The sequence below is a fragment of the Georgenia sp. H159 genome, assembly GCF_035607575.1.
Taxonomy (GTDB): Bacteria; Actinomycetota; Actinomycetes; order Actinomycetales; family Actinomycetaceae; genus Oceanitalea.
Genome location: NZ_JAYDZY010000001.1, coordinates 207,576 through 234,161 on the forward strand (window position 1 = coordinate 207,576; position 26,586 = coordinate 234,161).

Here is a 26,586-nt window from a genome sequence, read left to right on the forward strand (position 1 = left end):
AGGCCGACACCAATGAGTGACGCCGGAATCAGGATCACCGACGTCGGGGTGAAGTTCCCCTCCGCGCGAGGGACCGTCACCGCTGTCGAGAACGTGAACCAGCACATCCCCGCGAGCAGCTTCGTCTCGATCGTGGGACCGAGCGGATGCGGGAAGTCCACGTTGCTGTCCGTCATCGCGGGTCTGCAGAAGCCGACCTCCGGAGAGGTGAACGTCCACGGTCGCACCGTGACGGGACCGGACAAGAACATCGGCTTCGTGTTCCAGGAGGACTCGACGCTGCCGTGGCGCGACGTCGAGGAGAACGTGCGCTTCGCCATGCAGATGGGCGGCGTCTCCAAGCAGGACCAGCGGCGCCGGGCGCAGGACGCCATCGACCTCGTCGGTCTCACCGGCTTCGAGCACGCCTACCCCGCGACGCTGTCCGGCGGTATGCGCCAGCGCGTGGCACTGGCCCGCACGCTGGCGATGGAGCCGAACGTCGTGCTCATGGACGAGCCCTTCGCCGCGCTCGACCAGCAGACCCGCATCTTCCTCGGCGCCGAGGTCCGTCAGATCTGGTCGCGCACCCATCAGACCGTCGTGTTCGTGACGCACGACATCGGTGAGGCGATCCTGCTCTCGCAGCAGGTCTGGGTCATGTCCTACCGCCCCGGCACGATCATCGACGTCATCGACGTCGACCTGCCGGAGGAGCGTGACGCGTCCATCGTCTCGACGCACGAGTTCAACGAGCTCAACAACAGGATCTGGACCTCCCTGCAGGCCGAGTCGATGCGTGGCTTCGAGCAGCAGGAGAAGTCGGCATGAGCACGGCCACCGCTGCGCCCAGGCTCCGGCTGGACCCCCGGAACTCCGCGGTCAGCGCGATCGGCACGACCGCCGTCGTGCTGCTCGTCGCGCTCGTGCTCGAGGTCGGGGCGCGGGCGGACTGGTGGACGGTGGTCCCGGCCGTCTCCACGATCCTCGTCGGGGTCGGCGAGATCGTCCGTGACCCGCAGTTCTGGACCGACGCCTCCCGCACGGGGCTCGAGGTGGGGGTCTCGCTCGTCTTCGGCTCCCTGTTCGGGCTCCTCGCCGGCATCGTGTTCTGGAAGCTGCCCGCGGTGGGCCGGGCCTTCGAGCCCTATCTCGTCGCGCTCTACGCGGTGCCGCTCGCGCTGTTCTACCCGTTCATGATCGTGCTCGTCGGGATCAACGTGTGGTCGGTCATCATCCTCGCCACGCTCATGGCGGCGATCCCGATGGCGCTCAACACGGGCGTCGGGCTGGCGGCGATGCGTCCCGTCTACACCAAGCTCGCACGCTCCCTGGACCTGAACCAGCGGCAGCTGATGTTCTCCGTCGCGCTGCCCGCCGCCGGTCCCTACCTCGTCGCCGGGCTCCGGATGGCCCTCGTGTACTCGCTCATCGGTTGCGTGGCCATGGAGTTCGTCACCGCGCAGGCCGGCCTGGGGTACCGCATCCGCTACCTCTACGAGATCTTCGACGACGTCGGGATGTACGCCTACATCGCCGTCGTCCTGCTCATCTCCGTGGCGCTCACGGTCGTGCTGCTGCCGATCGAGCGCCTCATCCTCCGTGGGCGGGTGACGTCATGACCACCCCGAACATCGCGGTGTCCCGCTCCCGCACCTGGAACTTCCCGCGGGTGAGGCTCTCCCGCCACGGCGTCGGCCCCGTCGTGCTGGCACTCCTCGTCCTGGTCGTGTGGTGGGTGTCCTCGGGACTGTCCTTCGTCATCCCCGGGCCGGGGGAGACGCTCGCCGAGCTCGGCGCCAACCTCTCCGACGCGAACTACCGTGTCGACCTCTCCCGGACGGCGGTCGCCACGGTCCAGGCCTTTGCGATCGGGGCAGCGATCGGCTTCCTCCTCGGCCTGCTCGTCGGGTTCTCCGACTGGGCCAAGGCACTGTTCGAACCGATCCTCGTCGCCTTCAACGGGATCCCGAAGATCGTCCTGTACCCGGTGCTGCTCCAGCTCTTCAGCCTGAGCGGCGGCAAGGTCGCCATGGGCGTGCTCTTCGCGCTCTTCCCCGTGTTCGTCAACGTCGCCACGGGCGTGCGCGAGCTGCCCCGCGTGTACTGGAAGCTGGCGCTCTCGGCCCAGGCCTCCCGCTGGCAGCGGCTGATCCACATCGTGCTGCCGGGCATCCGCAAGCCGCTGCTCACCGGAGTGCGGCTCTCGGTCAGCCTGGCGATGTCCGGCGTCGTGCTCTCGGAGTTCTTCGCCACGGACCGCGGCCTGGGACGGGTCGTCCTGCAGGCCTTCAGCCAGGCGCAGTACCCGACGATGGTTGCCACCCTCATGCTGCTCGTCACGACGGCCTTCGTCATCTCGATGGCCTTGTGGAACCTGGAGAAGAAGATCCGGTGACGGATGCCCCGCTGGTCGGCCGCTCGGTCTCCCGACGGGAGGACCGCCGCTTCCTCACGGGACGCGGCAGGTACCTCGCCGACGGGACGGCCGGCGGCCACCACGTGGCCTTCGTGAGGTCGCGCGAGGCCGCCGCGGTCATCCACGACGTCGACGTGACACACGCCCTCGCGGTGCCCGGCGTCGTGGGGGTCTACGGTGCGCGGGACCTCGGTCTGGCGCAGAACCGGATCGAGGTCCTCACCCGACCGTCGCCCGAGTTCGCCGAGGCTGCCGGCTTCGAGATGGTCGGCCAGCACATCCCCGTCCTTGCCGAGGACCGGGTCAGCTACGTCGGCCAGCCGATCGCCGTCGTCGTCGCGCACGACCGGTACAGCGCCGAGGACGGGGTCGAGCGCGTGCGGGTGAGCTACGAGGCACGCCCACCCGTCGTCGACGCCGAGGAGGCGCTCGCACCGGGGAGCCCCACGGTGCACCCGGAGCTGCCCGGGAACGAGGCCGGACGCCTGGCGATCGAGTTCGGGGACACCGAGCTCCCGGCGGACGCGGTCACCGTCCAGAGCCGCTACCGCGTGGGCCGGCACGGTGCCGTCCCGATGGAGACTCGCGGCGTGCACGCCTGGTTCGACCCGCAGCGCGGACGTATCGGGCTGCGCACCTCGACGCAGATCCCCCACATGGTCCGGCAGGCCGTGTGCGGGGCGCTCGGCGTGGAGGTCGACGAGGTGCACGTCGCCGTCCCGGACGTCGGTGGGGGGTTCGGCTCCAAGGCGAACGTCTACGCGGAGGAGGTCGCGCTCGCCGCGGTCGCTCGACACACCGGACTCGAGGTCGCCTGGGTGGAGGACCGGCACGAGAACCTCACCGCGGCCGCGCAGGGCCGCGACCAGGTCCACGACGCGCGGCTGACCGTCGACCCGCAGGGCCGCATCCTGCGCTGGGAGGACGACTTCGTCGTCGACATCGGGTCCGGCAGCCTGTGGGTGGGCGGCATCGTCGCCAACACCGGCATCCACCTGCTCGGCCCCTACCGCGTCCCGGCCGCCCGGATCACCGGTCGTGCGGCCGTGACCAACAAGTGCATCGTCGCCCAGTACCGCGGTGCGGGACGGCCCGAGGCCGCCTTCGTGCTCGAGCGCAGCCTCGACGCCGCCGCCGCGGCGGTGGGCATCGGTCCCGAGGAGATCCGGCGTCGCAACCTGCTGCGCGCCGAGGACATGCCCTACGCCCGGCCGCTGCCCTACCGCGACGGCGTGCCGATCGCCTACGACGGCGGCGACTACCTCGCCTGCCTCGACGCCGTCGTCGAGATGCTGCCCCGGTCGGCCACTGCCGAGTACGCCGCGGAGCACCCCGGTCTGCGCATCGGCTACGGCGTGGCGAGCTACATCGAGGCGACCGGCCGCGGTCCGTGGGAGGCGGCGCGGGTGCGCCTCGACGCGACCGGCCGGTTCGTCGTCACGTCCGGCGCGGCCTCCGCGGGGATGTCGCACGAGACCTCCTTCTCCCAGGTTGCTGCGGACGCCCTCGAGGTGCCCTTCGACCTCGTGCGGTACAGCCGGGCGGACACCGACCTGCTCGAGTACGGCGTGGGCTCCTTCGCCAGCAGGTCCGCCATCCTCGCCGGGTCCGCGATCCACCTCGCCGGCCGAGAGCTGCTCGCCCGTGCCACCGCCGTCGTCGCAGAGCTCACCGGAGCCGACGTCACCTACGAGGCGGGGACCTTCACCGCCGACGGCCGCCGGCTGACCTGGCACGACGTCGCGGTGGCACTCGGTCCCGGGGGCCACGGGGAGAACCTCGGCGCGCCGCTCGACGTCACTCACGTCTACCGCCCCCGCACCGTCACGTGGACGATGGGCGTGCACGCCGCGATCGTCGGGGTCGAGCCGCGCAGCGGCGTCGTGCGGGTGCTGGACTACGCCGTCGCCCACGAGGGCGGCGCCGAGATCAACCCGCTGGTCGTCGCCGGACAGATCTCCGGCGGGGTGGCCCAGGGCATCGGTGGTGCGCTCACCGAGGAGTTCACCTACGGCGCGGACGGCCAGCCGCAGTCGACGACCTTCCTCTCCTACCAGCTGCCCTCCAGCCACGAGGTGCCGCGCGTGCGCATCCGGCACCTCGCCGTCGAGACGCCGGAGAACCCCATCGGCGTCCGCGGGGCAGGCGAGAGCGGCACCATCGCGGCCTACCCGGCGGTGGCCTCCGCGGTCGACGACGCGGTCGGGCCCGCCCTCCACGTCCGGTCCACCCCGATCTCGCCCGCCGAGGTTCGGCGGGCCCTGCGCTCGAGGAGCACGTCGTGAAGCCCGCGGCCTTCGACTACGTCCGCGCCCGGTCCGTGACGGAGGCGCTCACGGCGCTCGCGACCCCCGGTGCCAAGGCCCTCGCCGGCGGGCAGAGCCTCGTCACGCTGATGAACATGCGCCTGGCCCGACCCGAGCTCGTCGTCGACATCGGAGGCCTGCGGGAGCTCGCGCGCTCCTTCGACGACGACGGACAGGTCGTCCTCGGCGCGCTCCTCACCCACCGCGAGCTCGTCGAACACCCGACGCTCGGCGAGCGTCACCCCGTCGTCGCGGCGATGGCCTCGCAGATCGGGCACGTCGCGATCCGCAACCGGGGGACGCTGGGCGGTGCCCTCGCGCACGCCGACCCCGCCGCCGAGCTGCCCGCCGCCATGGTCCTCCTCGGTGCCGAGGTCCACGTCGACTCCGCTGCGCGCGGGCGGCGCACCATCCCGGCCGAGGAGCTCTTCGAGGGCCACTACGAGACCGCGCTCGAGCCCGACGAGCTCATCACCTGGGTGACCGTCCCGGACCGCGCACCCAGGACCGGCTGGGGGTTCGTCGAGCATGCGCCGAGCCCCGGCCACTACGCCATCGCCGGTGCCGCCGTCCACGTCGGCGTCGACGTCCGGGGTGGCGTCGAGACGGTGCGGGCCGCGCTGCTCAGCGTCGGTGAGACCCCTGTCCTCGTCGATCGCGCCCGTCGCGGGCTCCCGGCCGGGGACGACTGGGAGACGTGGGCGGAAGCGATCACGGCCGGGCTCGAGCCCGCGGCCGACGACGCCGAGTACGTGAAGGACGTGGCCGCCGGCGCACTCGCGCAGGCGGCGGGCGCGGCGCACGCCCGCGCGCTGGACGAGCTGGAGGGCACGCCATGACCGAGTACTCGAGCGAGACCGACGTCGACGTCACCGTCAACGGCAGCCCGGTGCGGCGTACCGTGCCGGCGCGGCTCACCCTCGCGGACTTCCTCCGCGACGATCTCGGGCTCACCGGCACGCACCTCGGGTGCGAGCAGGGGGTGTGCGGCGCGTGCACGGTGCTCGTCGACGGCCGCACCGTGCGGTCCTGCCTCATGCTCGCGGGTCAGGTCGACGGCTGCGAGGTCACGACGATCGAGGGCCTGGACGACGACCCGCACGCTCAGCGGCTGCGGAGCTCGCTGTCCACCCACCACGGGCTGCAGTGCGGGTTCTGCACCCCCGGCATCGTCGTTGCCGCCTGCGAGATGCTCGGGCGGTGCGGCCGCGCGCCGACGCACGAGGAGGTCCGCAGCACCCTCTCCGGCAACCTGTGCCGCTGTACCGGCTACACCGGCATCGTCGACGCCGTCGTGGAAGCAGGACAGAGCGCGGACCGTTGAGCGGTGTGGACCCCCGTCGCACCGCCTGTGACGCCCGCCGCGCGCTCGCTCGCGATGAGCGTGCTGCTCGGCCTCGCGGTGGGGTCGGCGCTGCTGCTCGGGCTCCACAGCGGGCACACGGACCGGGCCGGCCGGGCGGCGATGGCGATGATCCTCGTCGCTCTGCCGAGCATCCCGGGCCCACCGCGCGGGGCGGCCCGCACCCTGCTCACGAGGTCGGTGACGGTGGTGGTGGCGGCCCTCGCGGTCGCTGCCGTCGGCGGGAACGAGGTCGTGGTGGCGGTCGGCATCGTGCTGGCCGCTGCGCTGGGGTTCACCGTCCCCAGTGTCGGGACGACGGCGGCACTCGCCATCCTCATGTCGGGGCTGCGGATGCAGACCGTCCCGACCGCCCTGGAGGCGCCGGGCCTGTGGGAGCTGATCGGGGCGCTCGTCGTCGGCGCAGCGACCGTCCTCACGCGGCTCGGACAGGGTGCCGTCCACGAGGAGGACCTCGCGGAGCGGGCTCGCGAGCGTTCCTGGACGGTCCGGCGCACCGGCTCCGTCGCCGCGGCCGTGCTGCTCGCCCTGGTGACGCCGCTCGGCGTCTACGGCGGGCACTGGCTCGTCACGGCGGTGCTGCTGTCCGTGCGGCCGACCCCGTCGGCGACAAGGGTACGGCTCGCCCAGCGCCTGCTCGGCAACACGGTGGCGGCGCTGCTCGTCGCGGTCCTCATGGCGAGCGGGGCCGGTCCGACGGCCCTCGCCTACGTCGTCGCTGCGCTCACCGGGCTGTCCTTCGCGCTCCGGCCGGTGAGCTACCTCTGGTGGGCCGTCGCGGCACCGCCCGTCCTGCTCATCCTCGGGGACTACCCGACGGCGCACGACTGGTACGAGGGCATGGTGCGGGTTGCCCTCAACGTCATCGGCGCCATTATCGTCCTCATCGTCTGCTCCAACCCGCGTGCCCGAGAACACTGACGTCCGTCGACCGAGGAAGCAGCTCATGACCAGCACCGAGACCCCGAACGCGACCAGCGACGTCGCCGACTACGACCTCCACGCCAACATCGGCTACCTGCTGAGGCGGGCGCACCAGATCGGGTCCTCCTCCTTCCTCCACGCGGACGACACGGGACTGTCGGTCATCCAGTTCGCCACGCTGGCGAGCCTCATCCGGTCGGGTCCCGACTCGCAGAACAGCCTCGGCCGCAGCGTGGGGTCCGACGCGGCCACGATGACCGGGGTCGTCCAGCGGTTGCAGCGGCGCGGGCTGGTCGAGATCCACGCCGCACCCACGGACCGTCGCATGAAGACGATCTCGATCACCGACGAGGGGCGCCGGGTCTACGAGCGCGGGGCGCGGGCCTCGCAGGCGTCCAGCGAGGAGCTGCTCGCCCCCTTCAGCCCTGGCGAGCGGATCATGCTCATCGAGATGCTCCAGCGCATCGTCAAGGCCGAGGAAGGGCACTGAGCCCGGGTCAGCCAGGCACCGCGACCCGCGTACGGTGGATCGGCCCGGACAGCTCGGACAGTGGCCGACCGGTCCCGCCGGACCGGTGAGCGACGATCTCCGCCATGATCGACAGCGCAGTCTCCTCCGGTGTACTGCCGCCGAGGTCGAGGCCGGTGGGGGAGGACAGCCGCGCCAGCTGCGCCTGCGTCACGCCGTGCTCGGCCAGGCGTGCGGCGCGCTCGTCGGTGGACCGCCGGCTGCCCATGACACCGATGTACGCCGCGGGCGTGCGCAGGGCCTCGACGATGAGCGGGACGTCGAACTTCGGGTCGTGGGTCAGGACGCACAGCACCGTGCGCTCGTCGACCGCCACCGTCCGCAGGTACTCGTGGGGCCACGCGACGACGAGCTCGTCGACGTCCGGGAACCGCCGACGGGTGGTGAAGACCGGCCGGGCGTCGCAGACCGTGACGTGGTAGCCGACGTAGGAGCCGAGGTGCGCCAGGGCCGCGGCGAAGTCGATGGCCCCGAAGATGATCATCCGCGGAGGCGGGGCGTACGACTCGACGAACACGGTGACCTCCTCCATGCGCCGCTCACCGTTCGTCCCGACGTGCACCGTCCCGTTGCGCCCGTGCGCGAGCAGGCCTCCGGCGAGAGTGACGAGACCGTCGTCGAGCCCGGGCCGGCCGGTCCCGTGGCGGAGCGCGGCATCGACGACGACGAGGCTCCGACCGACGAGCTCGACGTCGGCCGCACCGACGACGGTGGCGACCGCGGCGGGCTGCCGCTCGTCGACCGCCTCGGCGACCGTCGCGACCTCGGCCGGGTCGCCGAGCCGGACGAAGACCTCGATCGTGCCACCGCACGTGAGGCCGACGGCGAACGCGTCGTCGTCACTCACGCCGTACGTCGCGACGTGGGGCCGGGCACCGGAGAGCACCTCGAGGCACGCCTCGTAGACGGCCGCCTCGACACAGCCGCCGGACACGCTGCCGACGACCTCGCCCGACGCGCTCACCGCCATGGCCGCCCCCGCGGGTCGAGGGGCGGACTGCCAGGTCCCCACGACCGTCGCCAGCGCGAAGGGCTCGCCCCAGGACCTGAGATGGTCGAGGATGTCACGCACGGGTTCCTCCAGTTGCTCGCCGGCGCGGGCACGGACGACGCCCCGGCGACACCGGGGGATTCGTTCGTGCACTCGTAACTCTAGGTGAGAGTGCCAGGCCGTTTCCTCGAAATAAGCCGGTAGTCGCGCCGCGCGAACCGTTCGTTGACAAACGAACGGGCTCCACGAACAATGGCGACTCATCACTGCTGCATGGGAGGTGGCGTGGTCGACGACGACCGTACCGCGGGGCTCGTGCTCGCGGCAGGTGCCGGCTCCCGCTACGGCAGGCCGAAGATCCTCGTCGACGACTGGCTCACCGGCGCCGTCCAAGCCCTGCACGCGGGTGGCTGCGGGTCTGTTGCCGTCGTCACCGGGGCCGCGCGGCCCGCGCTGCCCGGCGGCGTCGTCGAGATCCACTGCCCCGCGTGGCGGCGGGGGATCGGTGCGTCGCTGCGTGCCGGCCTCACGGCGGTCGGGAGCGATGCCGACCGCGTCGTCGTCCACCTCGTCGACTGCCCCGACGTCGGTCCCGCGGTCGTCCGCAGGGTCCTCGACCTGACCGGTGACCAGCTGGGGCGGGCGGTCTTCTCCGGGCGTCCGGGCCACCCGGTCGTGCTCCCGCGCGGGCACGTCAGCCCACTGCTCGCCGGACTGCGCGACGTCGACGGTGCCGGCCCTTACCTGCGAACACATCCCCACGTCGATGTCGAGTGCGGTGACCTCGCCAGCGGGGAGGATGTCGACGTGGACAGAGCCGAGCCGTCAATGGACTCGATGGAAGGATCAGACCCGTGACGACGACCGACCCGCGCCCCGCCCCGCCCGCTCCGACGAGCAGTGACCAGCGCTCCGAGATCGTCGCCGCCCTGCGCTCCGCGGTGGACGGCACCGTCCACGACGACGCGCTCTACCGCGGCCAGTACTCCACCGACGCCTCGAACTACCGGGTGGTGCCCGACGTCGTCGTCGTCCCCAGGGACGTCGACGACGTCCGCGCCGCCCTCGACACCGCGCGTCGCCTCGGCGCACCGGTGACCGCCAGGGGTGGCGGCACCTCGATCGCCGGCAACTCCATCGGCCCGGGTGTCGTCATCGACTTCTCCCGGCACGTCAACCGCATCCTGGAGATCGACCCCGAGGCGCGCACCGCCCGGGTCGAGCCGGGGGTCGTCATGTCCGCCCTGCAGAAGGCCGCCAAGCCCCACGGCTTGCGCTTCGGCCCGGACCCCTCGACCCAGAACCGCGCGACCTTCGGCGGGATGATCGGCAACAACGCCTGCGGGCCGCGCGCCGTCGCCTACGGCCGGACAGCCGACAACGTCTCCAGCCTCGACGTCGTCGACGGCACCGGCCGCTCCTTCACCGCCGGCAGGGGCAGCCTGGACGCCGTCCCCGGCCTCGACCGTCTCGTCCAGGCGAACCTCGCGAGCATCCGCACCGAGCTCGGCCGCTTCAAGCGCCAGGTCTCCGGCTACAGCCTCGAGCACCTGCTGCCGGAGAACGGCGCCGACCTCGCCAAGATGCTCGTCGGCACCGAGGGCACCCTCGTGACCGTCCTCGGCGCCACCGTCGACCTCGTCCCCGTTCCCAGCGCCCCCGTGCTCGTCGCCCTCGGCTACCCGGACATGGCCTCCGCCGCCGACGCCGTCCCCGCGCTGCTCGCCCACGGTCCGCTCGCCGTCGAGGGAATCGACGCGCGCCTCGTCGACATCGTGCGCCACCACCACGGCCCCGCGGCCGTCCCCGACCTCCCCGCGGGCGAGGGGTGGCTCCTCGTCGAGGTGGGAGGGGAGGACCACGCCGACGCGCTCGACCGCGCTCGCCGGCTCGCGGCCGACGGCGGGACCGACGCCGTCGCCGTCGTGCCAGCCGGCCCGCAGGCCGACGCGCTCTGGCGGATCCGGGCCGACGGCGCGGGCCTGGGTGGCCGCACCCCGTCCGGTGCGCAGGGCTGGCCGGGCTGGGAGGACGCCGCCGTCCCGCCGGAGAAGCTCGGTGCCTACCTGCGCGACTTCGAGGTGCTGATGGCGGACCACGGCGTCGACGGTCTGCTCTACGGCCACTTCGGTGACGGGTGCATGCACGTGCGCATCGACATGCCGCTCGACGACCCGAACGGCATCGGGCCGACCCGCGACTTCCTCGTCGCCTCGGCCGAGCTCGTCACCTCCTACGGCGGCTCGCTCTCCGGCGAGCACGGCGACGGCCGCGCGCGCAGCGAGCTGCTGCCCCTCATGTACAGCCCCGCGATGATCGACCTCTTCGGCCAGGTCAAGACGCTCCTCGACCCGGCCGAGCACCTCAACCCCGGTGTGCTCGTCCGTCCGCGACCGCTGACGGAGGACCTGCGCCGCCCCCACGCGAAGCAGCTCCCGCTCGTCCCGGGCGGTTTCAGCTTCAGCGAGGACGGCGGCGACTTCACCCGCGCCGTCCACCGCTGCACCGGCGTGGGCAAGTGCCGCGCCGACACCTCGGCGTCGGGCGGCTTCATGTGCCCGTCCTTCCGGGCGACGCAGGACGAGAAGGACGTCACGCGCGGGCGCGCCCGCATCCTCCAGGAGCTCGCCAACGGCACGCTCGTCACCGACGTCCGCAGCCCGGCGGTGCACGCCTCGCTGGACCTGTGCCTCTCGTGCAAGGCGTGCTCCAGCGACTGCCCCGCCGGTGTCGACATGGCCCGGTACAAGTCCGAGGTCCTCCACCGCACCTACCGACGCAGGATCCGCCCGGTCAACCACTACGCCCTGGGGTGGCTGCCGCGCTGGGCGGGGCTCGTCACCCGCGTCCCTGCCGTCGCCAGGCTCGTCAACGCCGTGCTCGGTGTCCGGCCGGTGGCCACGGTCGTCATGCGCCTGGGCGGCATGGACCCCCGGCGGCAGATGGTCTCCTTCAGCACCGAGCGGTTCTCCCGCTGGGCACGCGGACGCGAGGAGGTCGCCGTCGGGCAGGCGCCGGTGCCGCGCGGCATCGCCGCCGTCCCGGGGGACGGCCCGGACACCCCCACCGACGGCCGCACCAGTCCCGCGGGGCCCGCTGCCGGCGGGCAGGGCGCCCGACGGCAGGTGCTGCTGTGGAGCGACACGTTCTCCGAGTCGCTCGACGGCGCCGGGGCCCGCGCCATGGTCCGGGTGCTGCGCGACGCGGGCTACGAGGTCGTCGTGCCCGACCAGCAGGCCTGCTGCGGCCTCACCTGGATCTCCACCGGCCAGCTCGACGGCGCCCGCCGCCAGCTCGAGCACACCATGTCGGTGCTCGCCCCCTTCGCTGCGAACGGCGTGCCCATCGTCGGCGTCGAGCCCTCGTGCACGGGGGTGCTGCGCTCGGACCTCGTCGACCTCTTCCCCGACGACCCGCGCGCCGCGATGATCGCCCAGGGCACCCACACCCTTGCCGAGCTGCTCACCGCACCGGCCCCGCTCGGCCCCGGCGAGGAGTGGCAGCCCCCGTCGCTTGACGGGCTGGAGGTCGTGGCGCAGCCGCACTGCCACCACCACTCCGTCATGGGCTGGGAGGCGGACCACGCACTGCTCACCCGGGCCGGTGCGCAGGTCACCCGGCTCGCCGGGTGCTGCGGCCTCGCCGGGAACTTCGGCATGGAGAAGGGGCACTACGACGTCTCGGTGCAGGTCGCCGAGAACGCCCTGCTCCCCGCCCTGCGGGAGGCGGGTGCGGAGTCGGTCTACCTGGCGGACGGCTACTCCTGCCGGACGCAGGCCGAGCAGCTCGCCGGACGGCGCGGCATCCACCTCGCCCAGCTGCTCGCGGGCGAGCGCACGGGGTAAGCCACCCGGGTCGCGCGGCACAGGCCGTCCCGGGCCGCACCGTCCGTCGAAAGTACGGTTCTCGGCGTTCCGGGATCCTCCGCTGGTGGCGGGCGGAGCCCCAGTCCCGGCACGATCGGTACGCTCGACGCGGGGGCAGTGAGGCTGCTCCCGAGTGGCGGCGTCGGCCCGGGGCGGCCCCGCCGGCGACCGGTCGACATGAGAAGATGCCTGCTGATCCCCACCGGTGCAAGAAGGTCGAGTATGCCGCTGTTCGAGTTCGATGCGGGCCATCTGGTCCCGGCGCAGGTCGGTCACGCCGTCACCGACCCGGTCGAACCCGCAGTGCTCGACGCGGTCCGCGCCCAGGTGCTGGAGATCCTGCGCCTCCCCGTCTTCCCGGTCACCTGGCAGGACGACGACGGCGCCCCGCGCGTCACCGCGATGGACCCGTCCGGTCACGTCGTGAGCATCGAGGTGCTGGACCTGCTCGACGCCACGGCGCTGGTGGCGGCCCTCGGGCGGGCCGGTCGGTCGGCCGAGCAGGGGTGGATCGACGTCGCCCGCACCTACCCGAGCGGCGTCGGCGGTTTCCGGCGCGACTGGAACGCCTTCCGCGAGTCGCAGCCCGTCGGGACGACCGTCACCGCGCGGGTCCACGTCGTGGCGGCCCGGATCGACGACGACGCACGGCAGGCCCTCGACGCCCTCGCGGGCGCGGGGGTGGTGGTCCACGAGCTCGCCGTGCGCGCCATGTCCAGCGGCCGGCTCTTCCTCGACGTCACCGAGGTGAGCGTGCCTGTCGCGCCCCTGCCGTGGCTGCTCCCCGGACGTCCCACCCTCGAGCAGACGCTGAGCGAGGACCGGCACCCCGCGGTGGCCGCGCCTCCCGGGCTCGGCGACACCGAGCCCGCGGGTGCCGGCAACCACGAGCAGACGCACGTCGCGACGGAGCCCGCCGGTGAGCACGTGGCGACCGAGCCGGCCGGTGAGCACGTGGCGACCGAGCCGGTCGGTGAGCACGTGGCGACCGAGCCGGCCGGTGAGCACGTCGCCACGGAGGCCGCGGACGAGCCGTCGGCCCCGGACCGTGACCTCCTGAGCATCAGCGCCACCATCGGCGCTCCGACCCCGCTGGTCTGGGTGAGGAACGGCAACCGCCGGGAGGCGACCCTGCGGCCGGACGGGTGGATCGTCGTCGGCGACACACCGTTCGCCGCCCCGGAGGCCGCGGCGAACGCCGTGACGGGCGGGCGGGCCGTCGCCGACGCCTGGAGCGCCTGGCGCTTCGGGGAGGACGGGCCCAGCCTGCTCGAGGCACGCGAGGAGCTCCGCGCCCACCGTGCCCAGTCGCGGCGACGCACCACTGGTGACTCGGGGCTCAGGCGGCGGGACCGGCGTAGGCGCGCAGCCAGCGAGTGAGCTCACGGTAGGCCTCCCCCCGCACGGGCGCGGGGGAGAGCAGCACGTCGTGGACGGCGTCGCGGACACGCACGACCGTCACGTGCGGGCCGAGGGCGAGCGCGCGCCGGGCGGTGAGCTCGACGTCGATGACCGTGTCGGCGCGCCGCATCTCCTCCGACCAGCGGGTCGCGAAGAGGGACGTGCTCGACGCGAGGACGAGGACGGGACAGGTGATCGCCAGACCGCCGGCGACCTGCGTGTGGCCGGCGAGGACCGCGGCGAGCCACCCCGGCCGGATCGCCGCGCTCGGGCTGGTGCGCCACGCGGGCTCGATCTGCCAGCCCGTCACGGCCGGGTCCTCGCCGGGCTCGGCCGGTTGACCGTCCGGCGACTCGGGTGCGAGCTCCGCCACCTCGTGGGCGGTGCCCGCGAGAATCCGGCTGTAGAAGCCGAGGTCCCGCAGCGGGAGGGCCGCGCGCGGCTGGTAGCGGGCGAGCCGCTCGATGACGGGCTGGCCCAGGGTGCGGACGAGCCACGAGCCCTGCATCTCCAGCCACGGCGCGTTGAGCACGAGGGCCCGGAGCGCGCCGGGGTGGCGGTGCGCCCACAGCGCGGCGGTGAGGCCACCCGTCGAGTGCCCCATGAGCACGACGTCGCCGAGCTCCGGGTGGTCCGCGCGGATGAGGTCCCGCGCGGCGTGGATGTCCTCGTCGTAGCTCGAGAGCGACTCGACGTAGCCGCGCAGCTGCCCCGGACGCAGGCTGCGCCCGTAGCGCCGCAGGTCGAGGGCGTAGAAGGCGGCACCGGTCGCGGCGCAGGCCCGGGCGAGCTCGCGCTGGTGGAAGTAGTCGTTCCACCCGTGGAGGTGGAGCATGACGTACCTCGGCTCGCCGACGTCCCGCATCTGCGGGTCGTCCTGCGGCCGGTAGCGCACGACCGTTGCGACCACCGGGCCGTCCTCGTCGGGCAGCAGCTCGACCGTCTGCGCGGTGAAGCCGTCGCCGAGGACGTCGGGGCCCCAGCGGCCCACCGGGGCGGCGGGCATGTCGGCCAGGGCCGCGTCCGGGTCGTCGTCCGGTGCGGCGTCGGCGCTCGCGACACGCTCGTCGTCGGTCTCCTCGGCTCGCTCCTCATCGGCGTCCGGTCGCTGGTCGACGGACGTCACGGCGAGGTCGGCGTCGTCCGGGCGTGCGTCGTCGTCGCGGGCGGACCGGAGGAACGGGATGCTCGGCACGTGCCCATCGTGGCCCTCGCGGGCCACCCGCCGCGAGTCAGGAGCGGGCGAGCTGCTTGAGGAACCCGCCGAGGTGCCGGGTCACCTGCTCGTGCTCGATGAGGAAGCCGTCGTGGCCGTAGGGCGAGCGGAGGTAGCGCACCGGCCCGGCACCGGGCACCCCGGCCGCGATGCGCTCCGACTCTGCCGGCAGGAACAGCCGGTCGGACTCGACGGCGATGACGAGCGTGTCCGCCGTGACCTCCGCGAGCGCTGCCTCGACGCCGCCGCGGTCCCGGCCGACGTCGTGGGTGAGCATCGACCGGGTGAGCGCCAGGTAGCTGTTCGCGTCGAAGCGCAGCGCCAGCTTGGTGCCGTGGTGGTCGAGGTAGGACTGCACCGCGAACCGGCCGCCGAGCATCGGGTCCTCCGCGTGCTGGGGGAGTCGCCCGAACCTGCCCTCGAGCTCCTCGGCGCTGCGGTAGGTCGTGTGCGCGATGCGGCGCGCGAGGGCCAGACCGGCGTGCGGTCCCGCACCGGGTGGCGCGCCGTAGTAGTCACCGCCCCGGAAGTTCGGGTCGAGGAGGATCGCGGACAGCTGCGCGTGGCCCCAGGCGATCTGGTCGGCGGTGGTCTGGGCGCCGGAGGCGATGACACCGATCGAACGGACCCGCGAGGGCGCGGTGATCGCCCACTCCAGCACCCGGTGCCCGCCCATGGAGGCGCCGACGACGTGCGCCCAGCTGCCGATCCCGAGCCGGTCGGTGAGCTCGATCTCGGCGGCCACCTGGTCCCGGACGGTGATGCTGGGGAAGCGGCTGCCCCACGGCGTGCCGTCCGGTGCCGGTGACGCCGGGCCGGTGGAGCCCTGGCAGCCGCCGAGGACGTTGACGGCGACGACGAACCACCGGTCGGTGTCGACGGCCAGTCCCGGGCCGACGATCGAGGACCACCAGCCGGCGGTCGGGTGGCCCGCCCCCGCGGGTCCGACGACGTGGGAGTCACCGGTGAGGGCGTGGCAGATGAGCACGGCGTTGTCACGCGCCGCGTTGAGCTGCCCCCACGTCTCGTAGGCGAGGGTGACGGCCGGCAGGCGCCCTCCCGCCTCGAGGTGGAGGGCGCCGATGTCGACGAACGAGCGGTGGCCGGCGCCGTGCTCGGGACGCCAGGCACCGGTGGCCGGGATCTCACCCGGCTCGACGCGCGCCCGGACACGGTGGACGGCGCTCTCGCCGTCCACCGCGTGCCAGGTGCGTCTCTCCGAGGTCACGGCGTCGGCTCACCGCCGACGGCGGCCGTCGCCTGCGAGACGGCGGACGCCGCCCGCAGCCCCTTCTCGAGGTCGGCGACGATGTCGTCGATGTGTTCCAGGCCCACCGCCAGGCGCACGAGGCCCGGGCCGACGCCGGCCGCGGCGAGGGCGGCCTCGTCGAGCTGGGAGTGGGTCGTGGACGCCGGGTGGATCACCAGGGACCGGACGTCACCGATGTTGGCGACGTTGGAGTGCAGCTCGAGGGCGTCGACGAACGCGATGCCGGCCTCGTAGCCGCCCGCAAGCTCGAAGGTGAGGACGGCGCCGGCACCCTTGGGGGAGTACTTCTGCGCTCGCTCGTGCCAGGGGGAGGACGGCAGGCCGGCGTACCCGACCGTCGTCACCTGGTCCTGGCGCTCGAGGAACTCGGCGACCTGCTGGGCGTTCGCCACGTGGCGCTCCATGCGCAGCGACAGGGTCTCGATGCCCTGACCGATGAGGAAGGCGTTGAAGGGCGAGACCGCTGCGCCGATGTCGCGGAGCAGCTGGACCCGGGCCTTGAGGATGAACGCCGGCGCGCCGAGGTCCTTGTAGACCAGGCCGTTGTAGCTCGGGTCGGGGGTGTTGTAGTTCGGGAACTTCTCGGGGTCGGCGGACCAGTCGAAGCGGCCGCCGTCGACGATGGCCCCCGCGATCGAGGTGCCGTGACCGCCGAGGTACTTCGTGGCCGAGTGGACGACGATGTCGGCCCCGTGCTCGAGCGGACGGATGAGGTAGGGGGTGGCGACGGTGTTGTCGACGATCAGCGGCACACCGTTCTCGTGCGCGATCCCGGCGACGGTCTCGATGTCGAGGATGTCCTGCTTGGGGTTGGGGATGGTCTCCCCGAAGAAGAGCTTGGTGTTGGGCTGGACCGCGTCGCGCCAGGCCTGCGGGTCGTCGGGGTCGGTGACGAACGTCGTCGTGATCCCGTACTTGGGCAGCGTGTGCCGGAGGAGGTTGTAGGTGCCGCCGTAGAGGCTCGGGCTGGCGACGACGTGGTCACCGGCCTCGGCGATGTTGAGGATGGCGAAGGTCTCGGCCGCCTGGCCGGAGGCGACGAGCAGGCCGCCGACCCCTCCCTCGAGTGCGGCGATGCGGTCCTCCACCGCCCCCTGGGTGGGGTTGGTGATGCGGGTGTAGATCGGGCCGGCCTCGGCGAGGGAGAACCGGTTGGCCGCCTGCTCGGCGCTGTCGAAGACGTAGGACGTGGTCTGGTAGATGGGCAGGGCGCGCGCGCCGGTGGCGGCGTCGGGCTGCTGGCCCGCGTGGATCTGCTTGGTCTCGAAGGACCAGGTGGACTCGGTCATGGTGTTCTCCAGGTGTGGGGGAGCGGGGCGAGCCGGCTCCCTGCCGTCACGCTTCCCGCGGAGGGGACTGTGCGCACGGTGGGCCTGGGCGCCGACATCGGCGAGGGCATGCGAACGTGCGCTGGGCTACCTGCACATTCGACGGCTCATGCTGCCGAGACTAGGAAGCCCCGTAGGCGCTGAGAAGACGCGTCTCGCGGACCGGACGAGGGGTGGGACGGCCGTCCAGCAGGTGGACGGGGCTGGACAGCGCCCCGGAGGTGAACCAGTGACCTCGAGAAATGACACCGGTGTGACTCGTGTGACGCCTGTGACTGATGTTCCCTTGTGAGGTTCCACGCGCTAGCGTGGGTCCGGCGACGCGCCAGGACGGCGCGCTCGCGGAGGCCGCCGAGGCGGCGAGGGAGGCACAGTGGGCAGGTTGGACCGTCGACGGCACGTCGTGGTGTCGGTCGTTGTGCTCGCGCTCTCCGGCGGGATGCTCGTCAGCCAGGCCACCGCTGAGCCGCCGAGCGAGGAGGACGTCGCCGCTGCTCGCGCGGCAGAGGGGCGTACCTCCTCGAGCATCGCCGAGCTCGAGGTCGACCTCGCGCACCTGTCCACCCAGCTCGAGCAGTCCACGATCCGTGCGCAGCAGGCCAACGAGGCCTACCTCGGGGCCCAGGTCGAGCTGGACGAGGCCACCGCCCGCGCCGACGAGGCCCGGGAGGCGGCGCAGACGGCGCAGGCCGAGGTGGAGGAGCAGCGCAGGGAGATCGGCCGTATCGCGATGTCGGCCTACCGCTCGGGTCCCGGAGCCCTCGGCCCGGTCGAGCCGCTGCTCTCCGCCGACAGCTTCGAGAACGCCATGCGGCGCGCCACCGCGACCGAGCGCGCCGGGACCCGCGCGGACGAGTCGCTCCAGCGCTTCCAGGGGGCCGAGCTCGTCGCCACGACCTTCCAGCGGCGCGCCGACGAGGCCACCGCCGAGCAGGAGGAGGCCACCGCCGCGCTCGCCGCTGCGGCCGACGAGGCGCGCGCAGCGACCGAGAGCGCCGAGGCGCAGCTGACCCTGTCCGCGGACCGGAGGGCCGGCCTCATCGCCCAGCTCGCCGAGCAGCGCGGCACGACGGCGGAGCTCGAGCGCGAACGCCAGGAGGCACTGGAGGAGGAACGACACCGCCGCGAGGCGGAGGTCGCCCGTGCCGCGGCCGTCGAGGCCGCCCGCCAGCAGGAGGCGGCCTCCCGCGCCACGGAGCGCACGGCCCGCGAGGCGGCGACATCCACCGAGCCTCCCCAGCGCCCGGAGCAGTCCCGGCCGGAGCCCGCACGGCCCGCGCCGGAGCCGGAGCGTCCCGCGCCCGAGCCGGCACGCCCTGCCCCGGAGCCCGCGCGTCCCGCGCCCGAGCCCGCACGCCCTGCCCCGGCACCGGCCACGCCCGCGCCGCCAGCTGCCCCGGCACCCGCGCCGCGCCCGGAGCCGGCGCCCCAGCCGCCGCCGTCGTCGAGCGCTGCCCGCGCGGCCCTGGACTGGGCACGGACCCAGCTCGGCAAGCCCTACGTGTGGGGCGCGAGCGGACCCGACGGCTACGACTGCTCCGGGCTGACCCAGACGGCGTTCGCCCAGGCCGGCGTCTCGATCCCGCGGACCACGCGGGCGCAGTACGCCGCCACCAGCAGGGTGCCGGTGGGCGACCTGCAGGTCGGTGACCTGGTCTTCTACTCCAGCAACGGCGCGGTCTCCGGGATCTACCACGTGGCCATCTACGCGGGCAACGGCATGCGTCTGCACGCACCGTCGCCCGGGAAGACCGTGGAGCTCGTCCCGATGTACTGGCCCAACGTGCTGCCCTACGGCGGACGGGTCTGACCCGGGACGACACCGGCCCGAGGCCGGGAGCTACTCCGCCTGACCGGCCCCGTGCGGCTCGCCGTGCTCGTAGTATCCGGCGTCCTTGGCCCGCTGGTAGGACCGGCGGATCTCCTCCTCGGCCTCCTCGCGGCCCACCCAGTGCGCACCCTCGACGGACTTGCCGGGCTCGAGGTCCTTGTAGACCTCGAAGAAGTGCTGGATCTCGAGGCGGTGGAACTCGCTGACGTCCTCGATGTCGGTGCGCCACGACGCGCGCTGGTCACCGGTGGGCACGCACAGCACCTTGTCGTCGCCGCCCGCCTCGTCGCGCATGCGGAACATGCCGAGCGCGCGGCAGCGGATGAGGCACCCGGGGAAGGTGGGCTCCTCGAGGAGGACGAGCGCGTCGAGCGGGTCGCCGTCCTCACCGAGGGTGTCCTCGATGAAGCCGTAGTCGTCGGGGTAGCGGGTGGAGGTGAAGAGCATCCGGTCCAGCCGGATCCGTCCCGTCTCGTGATCCACCTCGTACTTGTTGCGGTTCCCCTTGGGGATCTCGATCGTGACGTCGAACTCCACTGTCAACCCTTCCGTCTGCCACCGCGGGCGCGGTGCGTGCTCGCGCCCCGGCGCGGGGCGTGCAGTCGATGTAGTTACCGGGCACTAGTCTGACCTACGAGGACACAGAAGGCGGCCACGACGTGGCGCACGGGCGTGAGGGGTGGCTGCCGGCGTGGCGACGAGGAGCAGGCACCGCAGGTCGCTGACGGCCTCGGTGACCGTTACCTCGCTGCTGCTCCTGGCCGGCGGCTACGCGGCCGCCGACGCCGCAGACCTCCTACCCGGCCCGCTGACGACGGCGCCGCCGGTGCCGCAACCGGCGCCCTTCCCGCAGCCCTCGGCCGCGTCCCCCGCCGCCCCGCTCGTGCCGCCGCTGGACGAGGAGGCGCCACTGCCGTCGCCGCACCGGCTCACCGCACTCGCCGAGGACCTCGTCCGGGACGAGCGCACGGGTGGTGACGTCGGCGTGGTCGTCCGCGACGCGTTGACCGCGGACGTGCTCGTCGACGTCGGCGGCTCCCAGCCGCGCACCCCGGCCTCCTCGCTCAAGCTCCTCGGCGCGGTGGCGGCGCTGGACGCCCTGGGTCCCGGGCACGTGCTGAGGACGACGGCGGTGACCGGCGAACCGGGGCAGGTGGTCCTCGTCGGTGGGGGCGACATCCTCCTCACCGACGGCCCGGCCCGGCCGCACGACGTCGTCGGTCACGCCTCCCTCGCTGACCTCGCCGCCCGGACCGCGCAGGCCGTGGAGACGCAGGAGGTGCGGGTGGCCGTCGACGACTCCCTGTTCAGCGGGCCGCTGTACGCGCCCGGCTGGGGAGGCATCGACCTCGACTTCGTCATGCCGATCCAGCCGCTCGCGGTGGACGCGGGGCGCGGCCCGGCCGGCGGCTACGTCCCCGACCCCGCACTCGCGGCCGGTGAGGCGTTCGCGGCGGCGCTGCGCGCCGAGGGCGTGGACGTCAGTGGCGAGGTCACCAGGGCAGCGGCTCCCGCCGGCGCCACGGAGCTCGCGGCCGTGGAGTCGGCGCCGCTGCGCGACGTCGTCGCCCACACCCTCGCGGTGTCGGAGAACTCCGTCGCCGAGGTGCTCGCGCGCCTGGTGGCCGTCGCCGACGGTGAGGAGGCGACGTTTGCCGGAGCCTCCCGGGCGGTCCTGGCCCGGCTCGCGGGCCTGGGGATCGACACCGAAGGGGTGACCCTCGCGGACACCTCCGGCCTCCTCATCGAGAACCAGGTGCCGGCGGCGGTGCTCGCCGACGTCACCGCCACGGCGCTCGCCCCCGAGCGCCCCGACCTCCGCGGCGCCGTCACGGGGCTGCCCGTCGCGGCGCTCGAGGGCACCCTGAGCACCCGCATGCACAACGCGGCCGCCGGGGTGCTCCGGGGCAAGACCGGCACACTGACCACGGCCGTCAGCCTCACCGGCCTCGTCCAGGACGCCGACGGCCGGCTGCTCGTCTTCTCCGTCGTCGCGGACGAGCTCTCCCTCGGTGGAGTCGGGCCGGCCCGGGCGGCGATCGACGAGTGGGCGGCGCAGGTCGCCGCCTGCGGCTGCAGGTAGGCGCAGCGTGCGGACGCTCGCGCGGGTTACCGTGACGCCATGAGCTCACCGATCGACTGGCAGGCCGCACGCCGACGGGCCGCCGCGCTGCCCCCGCCGGGCCCCCGCGCCGGCCGCGCCGAGGCCCGTGGGCTCGTCACGGTGCTCCACACGGCGGCCAAGGAGGCGCCCGAGCACGTCGCCGGCATCACCGGCCTCGAGGACGCGGCCGCCCGGGCCGCCGAGCGGCCGGTCTACGTCGTCGACCGTGCGCGCTGGGCGGAGGCGAACATCGGCATGTTCCGCCACCTCGTGGGAGACCTGCTCCCCGCGACGACGCTGCCCGGCGCCGCCCGTCTCGGCGGCGAGGAGCTCGGCGTCATGCTCTCCTACCTCTCGACCAAGGTGCTGGGCCAGTACGACCCGTTCACCGGCGCCGGGGGCCACACCACCCCCGGCTACCTGCTCCTCGTCGCGCCGAACATCCTCCACGTCGAGCGTCAGCTCGACCTCGACGCCCTCGACTTCCGCCGCTGGGTCTGTCTCCACGAGCAGACCCACGCCGTCCAGTTCGCGGCGGCGCCCTGGCTCGCCGACCACCTCATCACCCGTATGCGCGCGACGACCTCGTCGATCGCCTCCCCCGAGGGCGGCGGGCAGCGGCTCGCCCGCACCCTGCGGGCCCTCGTCGAGGCCCTCACCGCCCCACGGGGGTCGACGACGACGGCGCAGGCCCTCGCCGGCCCGCTCGTCGACGGCCTCCTCACCGAGGCGGAGCGAGCGCAGCTCGCGGAGGTCGTGGCGGTCATGTCGCTCCTCGAGGGGCACGCGGACGTCGTCATGGACGCCGTCGGGCCGCGGGTGCTGCCCTCGGTCGCGCGGATCCGCAGCCAGTTCGAGCGCCGCCGCGAAGGGACCGGCACGCTCGACGTCCTCGTGCGCAGGCTCATGGGCATGGACGCGAAGATCGCGCAGTACCGCAACGGCGCCGACTTCGTCCGGGGCGTGGTCCACCGCGTCGGGCACCACGGGCTGAACGCGGTGTGGGCCTCCGCGGAGCACCTACCCACGGCCGCTGAGATCGCCGACCCCGACGCCTGGGTGCGCCGGGTCCACGGCTGAGCCGTGGCGGGGCCGGCACCGGCGGTCGCGCTCGCGCGGGTGGCCGTGCGTGCGGCGCTCGCGGACCTGCCGGCCGGCGCACTCGTAATGGTCGCGTGCTCCGGCGGGGCCGACTCCCTGGCCCTCGCCGCGGCGACCGCCTTCGTCGCGCCTCGCGCCGGCCTGCGTGCGGGGGCCGTCGTCGTCGACCACGGGCTGCAGGCGGGCAGTGACCGCACCGCGGCCGCGGCCGCAGCGGTCTGCCGCGGCCTCGGGCTCGACCCCGTCGAGGTGCGGGCGGTGGACGCTCGCGGAGCCGGCGGCCCGGAGGCGGCGGCCCGCACGGCCCGCTACGCCGCGCTCGAGGCCGCTGCCGAGGAGGCCCGTGCGGACGCCGTCCTCCTGGGGCACACGCTGGACGACCAGGCCGAGACCGTGCTTCTCGGACTGGGGCGGGGCTCGGGCGGACGGTCGATCGCCGGGATGCCGGCTGTCACCGGCCGGTGGCGGCGCCCGTTCCTCGGGCTGCGGCGCGGTGACACCGAGGCCTGCTGCGCCGCGCTGGGGCTGCGCTGGGCCGAGGACCCCACCAACGCGCCGGACGGGCCGTGGCGACGGGCCGACGGCGGCCCGCTGAGGCGCGCGGCCGTGCGACACCACGTCCTCCCGGCCCTGGAGGAGGCCCTCGGCCCGGGGGTCGCCGAGGCGCTAGCACGCACCGCCGATCGGCTCCGGGACGACGAGGACTACCTCGCCGGCGCGGCGGCCGAGCTCGCCACCGCGGCCGGCCTGAAGCCCGCCCCCCACCCCCCGCCGAGCCACCCCCCGCCGAGCCACCCCCTGCCGAGAGCGGAGTTGTTGGGTGAAACAACTCCGCTGTCGGCGCGAGGGGAAGGGGGACGGGACCGAACAACTCCGCTGTCGGCGCGAGGGGAAGGGGGACGGGACCGAACAACTCCGCTGTCGGCGCGAGAGGGAGAGCCAGGGGGCGGGGTGAGCCTCGACGTCGTCGTCCTCCAGCGCGCCCACCCGGCGCTGCGCGGGCGGGTGCTCCACCTCGCCGCCACGACGGCGGGCTGCGCCCCGGGTGCGCTCACCTCGGTGCACGTCGCCGCCCTCGACGCCCTGGTGAGCGACTACCGCGGGCAGGGGCCGGTCGCGCTGCCCGGCGCTGTCACCGCCTGGCGTCGGTGTGGCAGGCTGAACCTCGGCTGCCGCGGCCAGCGCGGCGCGAGTGAGTGACGGGAGAACGCGTGGACGCCAGCGACATGGGATCCGACCTGGAGAAGGTCCTCATCTCGGAGGAGCAGATCGCGGCCCGGCTGGACGAGATGGCCGCGGAGATCGACGCCGACTACGCCGGGAAGGACCTCCTGCTCGTCGGGGTGCTCCGCGGCGCGATCATGGTGATGGCGGACCTCTCCCGCCGCCTGCACACCTCGATCGAGATGGACTGGATGGCGGTGTCCTCCTACGGCTCGGGAACCAAGTCCTCCGGTGTCGTGCGCATCCTCAAGGACCTCGACACCGACCTCCACGGCCGGCACGTGCTCATCGCCGAGGACATCATCGACTCGGGTCTCACCCTGTCCTGGCTGGTCTCCAACCTGCGCAGCCGCGGCCCCGCCTCGGTGGAGATCGCCACCCTGCTGCGCAAGCCGGAGGCCGCGAAGGTGGAGGTGGACGTGCGCTACGTCGGCTTCGACATCCCGCCGGAGTTCGTCATCGGCTACGGGCTCGACTTCGCCGAGAAGTACCGCCACCTGCCCTTCGTCGGCACGCTGGCCCCGCACGTCTACAACGGCTGAGCACGCAACAACTCCGCTGTCGGCGCGAATGGGGTGGGCCGTCCTGCCCTGGGCGAACACGTGACCGGACCCGCAGGTTGTGCGTGTAACGTCAAATGATGATCGACCGACCAGGAGGGACCCGGCCGCTGCGCCGCCACCGATGAACGTCAAGAAGCTGCTGCGCGGCCCCCTCGTGTGGGTCGTCGTCGTCCTCGTCCTCGCCTACCTCGGTGCCTCGATGCTCACCGGGCAGAGTGCCGAGGAGATCGACACCTCCGACGGCCTGGAGCTGCTCGACGGCGACACGGTCGAGCAGGTCGAGGTCAACGACACGACCCAGCGGGTCGAGCTCGCCCTCACCGAGGAGTTCGAGGACAAGGGCGACCTCGTCGCCTTCTACTACGCCACACCCCAGGGTGAGACGGTCATGGAGGCGATCTCCGCCTCCGACCCCGCCGAGGGCTACAACTCCGAGGTCCCGCAGCCCTCGATCTGGACCACGCTGCTGGGCTTCCTGCTGCCGATGCTCATCATCCTCGGCGTCTTCTGGTTCCTGCTCTCCCGCATGCAGGGCGGCGGCGGGATGATGAAGTTCGGCAAGTCCAAGGCCAAGATGGTCAGCAAGGAGAACCCGCAGGTCACCTTCGCCGACGTCGCGGGCGCCGACGAGGCCGTCGAGGAGCTCCAGGAGATCCGCGAGTTCCTCGAGGACCCGGCGAAGTTCCAGGCCGTGGGTGCCCGCATCCCCAAGGGCGTGCTGCTCTACGGCCCCCCGGGAACCGGTAAGACGCTGCTCGCCCGGGCCGTCGCCGGTGAGGCCGGTGTGCCGTTCTACTCCATCTCCGGCTCGGACTTCGTCGAGATGTTCGTGGGCGTCGGCGCCTCCCGCGTGCGCGACCTGTTCGAACAGGCCAAGGCGAACTCCCCGGCGATCATCTTCGTCGACGAGATCGACGCCGTCGGTCGCCACCGTGGCGCCGGCATGGGTGGCGGCCACGACGAGCGCGAGCAGACGCTCAACCAGCTGCTCGTCGAGATGGACGGCTTCGACGTCAACACCAACGTCATCCTCATCGCCGCCACCAACCGCCCCGACATCCTCGACCCCGCCCTGCTGCGTCCCGGGCGCTTCGACCGGCAGATCACCGTCGAGGCCCCCGACCTCCAGGGCCGCGCCGCGATCCTGCGCGTCCACGCCCAGGGCAAGCCCCTGGTCCCCGAGATCGACCTCGAGATGGTCGCCAAGCGCACCCCCGGCTTCACCGGTGCCGACCTGGCGAACGTGCTCAACGAGGCCGCGCTCCTCACCGCGCGCTCCGGCGCCGACCTCGTCGACGACCGTGCCCTGGACGAGGCGATCGACCGCGTCATCGCCGGCCCCCAGAAGCGCACCCGGCTGATGAACGAGAAGGAGAAGAAGATCACCGCCTACCACGAGGGCGGGCACGCCCTCACGGCGGCGGTGCTCCGGTACACCGACCCGGTGACCAAGGTGACGATCCTCCCGCGCGGCCGGGCGCTGGGCTACACGATGGTCATGCCCAGCGAGGACAAGTACTCCACCACCCGCAACGAGCTGCTCGACCAGCTCGTCTACGCCATGGGTGGGCGGGTCGCGGAGGAGATCGTCTTCCACGACCCCACCACCGGGGCCTCGAACGACATCGAGAAGGCGACCGGGCTGGCCCGCAAGATGGTCACCCAGTACGGGATGAGCGACCGTATCGGTGCCGTCAAGCTCGGCACCGACAGCGGCGAGCCCTTCCTCGGCCGCGACATGGGCCACCAGCGCGACTACTCCGAGGACATCGCCCGGATCGTCGACGAGGAGGTCCGCCACCTCATCGACTCCGCGCACGACGAGGCGTGGGAGATCCTCCACGAGTACCGCGACGTCCTCGACCGGCTCGTCCTCGAGCTCCTCGAGCACGAGACGCTCAACGAGCGCGAGCTGGCCGCGATCTTCGCCCCGATCGTCAAGCGGGACGCCCGCCCGGTGTGGCTGTCCTCCGAGACCCGCACCGTCTCCGACCGCCCGCCGGTGCGGACCCCCGCGGAGCAGGAGGCCGGGAACAACGGCAACGGGATGCTGCCGCAGGACGAGGCGGCCGCGGCCGGTGAGGGCCCGGGCATCGGTCAGATCCCGTCGTCGGGTCAGGTCGGTGGGCCGGCCGAGGGGGTGTGATGACGAGCGACCCGAGCACCACGCC

At 73.3% G+C, this 26,586-nt stretch carries 22 protein-coding genes; 17 read left to right on the forward strand and 5 right to left on the reverse strand.

The genetic code is table 11. The annotated features are described in order from the left end of the window. Positions 1 to 12: 12 nt before the first annotated feature. From VR894_RS01020 to VR894_RS01055, 8 genes are read left to right on the forward strand one after another with little or no spacing between them, the layout of a single operon-like run. Complete coding sequence (locus tag VR894_RS01020; protein WP_324649438.1) at positions 13 to 810, forward strand: ABC transporter ATP-binding protein; 798 nt, start codon at positions 13 to 15, stop codon at positions 808 to 810. After that, on the forward strand, positions 807 to 1,601 hold the full coding sequence (locus VR894_RS01025) for an ABC transporter permease (RefSeq protein ID WP_324649439.1): 795 nt from the start codon (positions 807 to 809) through the stop codon (positions 1,599 to 1,601). Before VR894_RS01020 ends, VR894_RS01025 begins: the two co-directional genes overlap by 4 nt. Beyond that, on the forward strand, positions 1,598 to 2,377 hold the full coding sequence (locus VR894_RS01030; RefSeq protein WP_324649440.1) for an ABC transporter permease: 780 nt from the start codon (positions 1,598 to 1,600) through the stop codon (positions 2,375 to 2,377). The genes VR894_RS01025 and VR894_RS01030 overlap by 4 nt, the downstream gene beginning before the upstream one ends. Beyond that, positions 2,374 to 4,683 (forward strand): xanthine dehydrogenase family protein molybdopterin-binding subunit, encoded by a 2,310-nt coding sequence (locus tag VR894_RS01035; RefSeq protein ID WP_324649441.1) that lies wholly within the window; start codon positions 2,374 to 2,376, stop codon positions 4,681 to 4,683. The genes VR894_RS01030 and VR894_RS01035 overlap by 4 nt, the downstream gene beginning before the upstream one ends. Then, positions 4,680 to 5,543, forward strand: a complete 864-nt coding sequence (locus VR894_RS01040) for an FAD binding domain-containing protein (protein WP_324649442.1) — start codon at positions 4,680 to 4,682, stop codon at positions 5,541 to 5,543. Before VR894_RS01035 ends, VR894_RS01040 begins: the two co-directional genes overlap by 4 nt. Then, a complete protein-coding gene (locus tag VR894_RS01045) occupies positions 5,540 to 6,028 on the forward strand; it encodes a (2Fe-2S)-binding protein (RefSeq protein WP_324649444.1) in 489 nt (162 codons plus the stop codon). Before VR894_RS01040 ends, VR894_RS01045 begins: the two co-directional genes overlap by 4 nt. A gap of 3 nt (positions 6,029 to 6,031) precedes the next feature. Further along, positions 6,032 to 6,988 (forward strand): FUSC family protein, encoded by a 957-nt coding sequence (locus VR894_RS01050; protein ID WP_324649445.1) that lies wholly within the window; start codon positions 6,032 to 6,034, stop codon positions 6,986 to 6,988. Between the two features lie 25 nt (positions 6,989 to 7,013). Continuing rightward, positions 7,014 to 7,481 (forward strand): MarR family winged helix-turn-helix transcriptional regulator, encoded by a 468-nt coding sequence (locus tag VR894_RS01055; protein ID WP_324649446.1) that lies wholly within the window; start codon positions 7,014 to 7,016, stop codon positions 7,479 to 7,481. A 7-nt stretch (positions 7,482 to 7,488) separates the two neighbouring features. On the opposite strand, the gene VR894_RS01060 is transcribed toward VR894_RS01055, so the two are convergent. Further along, complete coding sequence (locus tag VR894_RS01060) at positions 7,489 to 8,592, reverse strand: XdhC family protein (protein WP_324649447.1); 1,104 nt, start codon at positions 8,590 to 8,592, stop codon at positions 7,489 to 7,491. 204 nt (positions 8,593 to 8,796) lie between these two features. Between VR894_RS01060 and VR894_RS01065 the strand changes: the two genes are divergently transcribed. The 3 genes from VR894_RS01065 (at position 8,797) to VR894_RS01075 (ending at position 13,757) form a co-directional block, all read left to right on the forward strand. Next, a complete protein-coding gene (locus tag VR894_RS01065; protein WP_324649448.1) occupies positions 8,797 to 9,369 on the forward strand; it encodes a nucleotidyltransferase family protein in 573 nt (190 codons plus the stop codon). Further along, complete coding sequence (locus VR894_RS01070) at positions 9,366 to 12,356, forward strand: FAD-binding and (Fe-S)-binding domain-containing protein (RefSeq protein ID WP_324649449.1); 2,991 nt, start codon at positions 9,366 to 9,368, stop codon at positions 12,354 to 12,356. Before VR894_RS01065 ends, VR894_RS01070 begins: the two co-directional genes overlap by 4 nt. 243 nt (positions 12,357 to 12,599) lie before the next feature. Continuing rightward, complete coding sequence (locus VR894_RS01075; RefSeq protein WP_324649450.1) at positions 12,600 to 13,757, forward strand: hypothetical protein; 1,158 nt, start codon at positions 12,600 to 12,602, stop codon at positions 13,755 to 13,757. On the opposite strand, the gene VR894_RS01080 is transcribed toward VR894_RS01075, so the two are convergent. Genes VR894_RS01080 through VR894_RS01090 form a run of 3 tightly spaced genes read right to left on the reverse strand, consistent with a single transcriptional unit; the run spans position 13,717 to position 17,553 of the window. Beyond that, the gene (locus VR894_RS01080; protein ID WP_324649451.1) at positions 13,717 to 14,973 is read right to left on the reverse strand and encodes an alpha/beta hydrolase; all 1,257 of its coding nucleotides are present in this window, start codon (positions 14,971 to 14,973) and stop codon (positions 13,717 to 13,719) included. The genes VR894_RS01075 and VR894_RS01080 overlap by 41 nt on opposite strands. Positions 14,974 to 15,010: 37 nt before the next feature. Beyond that, entirely contained in the window at positions 15,011 to 16,192 is a 1,182-nt protein-coding gene (gene metX, locus VR894_RS01085; RefSeq protein ID WP_416380800.1) for a homoserine O-acetyltransferase MetX, read from the reverse strand. A gap of 26 nt (positions 16,193 to 16,218) precedes the next feature. Then, positions 16,219 to 17,553, reverse strand: a complete 1,335-nt coding sequence (locus VR894_RS01090; protein ID WP_324649452.1) for a bifunctional o-acetylhomoserine/o-acetylserine sulfhydrylase — start codon at positions 17,551 to 17,553, stop codon at positions 16,219 to 16,221. Between the two features lie 421 nt (positions 17,554 to 17,974). Between VR894_RS01090 and VR894_RS01095 the strand changes: the two genes are divergently transcribed. Continuing rightward, complete coding sequence (locus tag VR894_RS01095; protein WP_324649453.1) at positions 17,975 to 19,402, forward strand: C40 family peptidase; 1,428 nt, start codon at positions 17,975 to 17,977, stop codon at positions 19,400 to 19,402. A 30-nt stretch (positions 19,403 to 19,432) separates the two neighbouring features. Here VR894_RS01095 and VR894_RS01100 read toward each other — a convergent pair whose 3' ends face one another. Continuing rightward, complete coding sequence (locus tag VR894_RS01100; protein ID WP_324649454.1) at positions 19,433 to 19,960, reverse strand: inorganic diphosphatase; 528 nt, start codon at positions 19,958 to 19,960, stop codon at positions 19,433 to 19,435. A 196-nt stretch (positions 19,961 to 20,156) separates the two neighbouring features. Here VR894_RS01100 and dacB point away from each other — a divergent pair, with 196 nt between their 5' ends. The 5 genes from dacB to ftsH all read left to right on the forward strand — a co-directional run bounded on the left by dacB (position 20,157) and on the right by ftsH (position 26,561). Then, positions 20,157 to 21,506: a D-alanyl-D-alanine carboxypeptidase/D-alanyl-D-alanine-endopeptidase gene (gene dacB / locus VR894_RS01105; protein WP_324649455.1), complete on the forward strand. Its 1,350-nt coding sequence runs from the start codon at positions 20,157 to 20,159 to the stop codon at positions 21,504 to 21,506. Positions 21,507 to 21,545: 39 nt separating this feature from the next. Then, positions 21,546 to 22,607, forward strand: a complete 1,062-nt coding sequence (locus VR894_RS01110) for a zinc-dependent metalloprotease (protein ID WP_324649456.1) — start codon at positions 21,546 to 21,548, stop codon at positions 22,605 to 22,607. Between the two features lie 3 nt (positions 22,608 to 22,610). Next, positions 22,611 to 23,828 carry a tRNA lysidine(34) synthetase TilS gene (tilS, locus tag VR894_RS01115; RefSeq protein WP_324649457.1) on the forward strand — a complete coding sequence of 406 codons (1,218 nt, stop codon included), beginning with the start codon at positions 22,611 to 22,613 and terminating at the stop codon, positions 23,826 to 23,828. An 11-nt stretch (positions 23,829 to 23,839) separates the two neighbouring features. Continuing rightward, positions 23,840 to 24,394 carry a hypoxanthine phosphoribosyltransferase gene (gene hpt, locus VR894_RS01120; RefSeq protein WP_324649459.1) on the forward strand — a complete coding sequence of 185 codons (555 nt, stop codon included), beginning with the start codon at positions 23,840 to 23,842 and terminating at the stop codon, positions 24,392 to 24,394. A 142-nt stretch (positions 24,395 to 24,536) separates the two neighbouring features. Next, positions 24,537 to 26,561 (forward strand): ATP-dependent zinc metalloprotease FtsH, encoded by a 2,025-nt coding sequence (gene ftsH / locus VR894_RS01125; protein WP_324649460.1) that lies wholly within the window; start codon positions 24,537 to 24,539, stop codon positions 26,559 to 26,561. The last annotated feature ends 25 nt before the right edge of the window (positions 26,562 to 26,586 follow it).

Bases quoted from the DNA above. Each gene is read 5' to 3' on its own strand.
- VR894_RS01090 (WP_324649452.1), bottom strand. From the start codon at position 17,553: ATGACCGAGTCCACCTGGTCCTTCGAGACCAAGCAGATCCACGCGGGC.
- VR894_RS01030 (WP_324649440.1), top strand. From the start codon at position 1,598: ATGACCACCCCGAACATCGCGGTGTCCCGCTCCCGCACCTGGAACTTC.
- VR894_RS01055 (WP_324649446.1), top strand. From the start codon at position 7,014: ATGACCAGCACCGAGACCCCGAACGCGACCAGCGACGTCGCCGACTAC.
- VR894_RS01110 (WP_324649456.1), top strand. From the start codon at position 21,546: ATGAGCTCACCGATCGACTGGCAGGCCGCACGCCGACGGGCCGCCGCG.
- VR894_RS01020 (WP_324649438.1), top strand. From the start codon at position 13: ATGAGTGACGCCGGAATCAGGATCACCGACGTCGGGGTGAAGTTCCCC.
- ftsH (WP_324649460.1), top strand. From the start codon at position 24,537: ATGAACGTCAAGAAGCTGCTGCGCGGCCCCCTCGTGTGGGTCGTCGTC.
- VR894_RS01025 (WP_324649439.1), top strand. From the start codon at position 807: ATGAGCACGGCCACCGCTGCGCCCAGGCTCCGGCTGGACCCCCGGAAC.
- VR894_RS01045 (WP_324649444.1), top strand. From the start codon at position 5,540: ATGACCGAGTACTCGAGCGAGACCGACGTCGACGTCACCGTCAACGGC.
- VR894_RS01075 (WP_324649450.1), top strand. From the start codon at position 12,600: ATGCCGCTGTTCGAGTTCGATGCGGGCCATCTGGTCCCGGCGCAGGTC.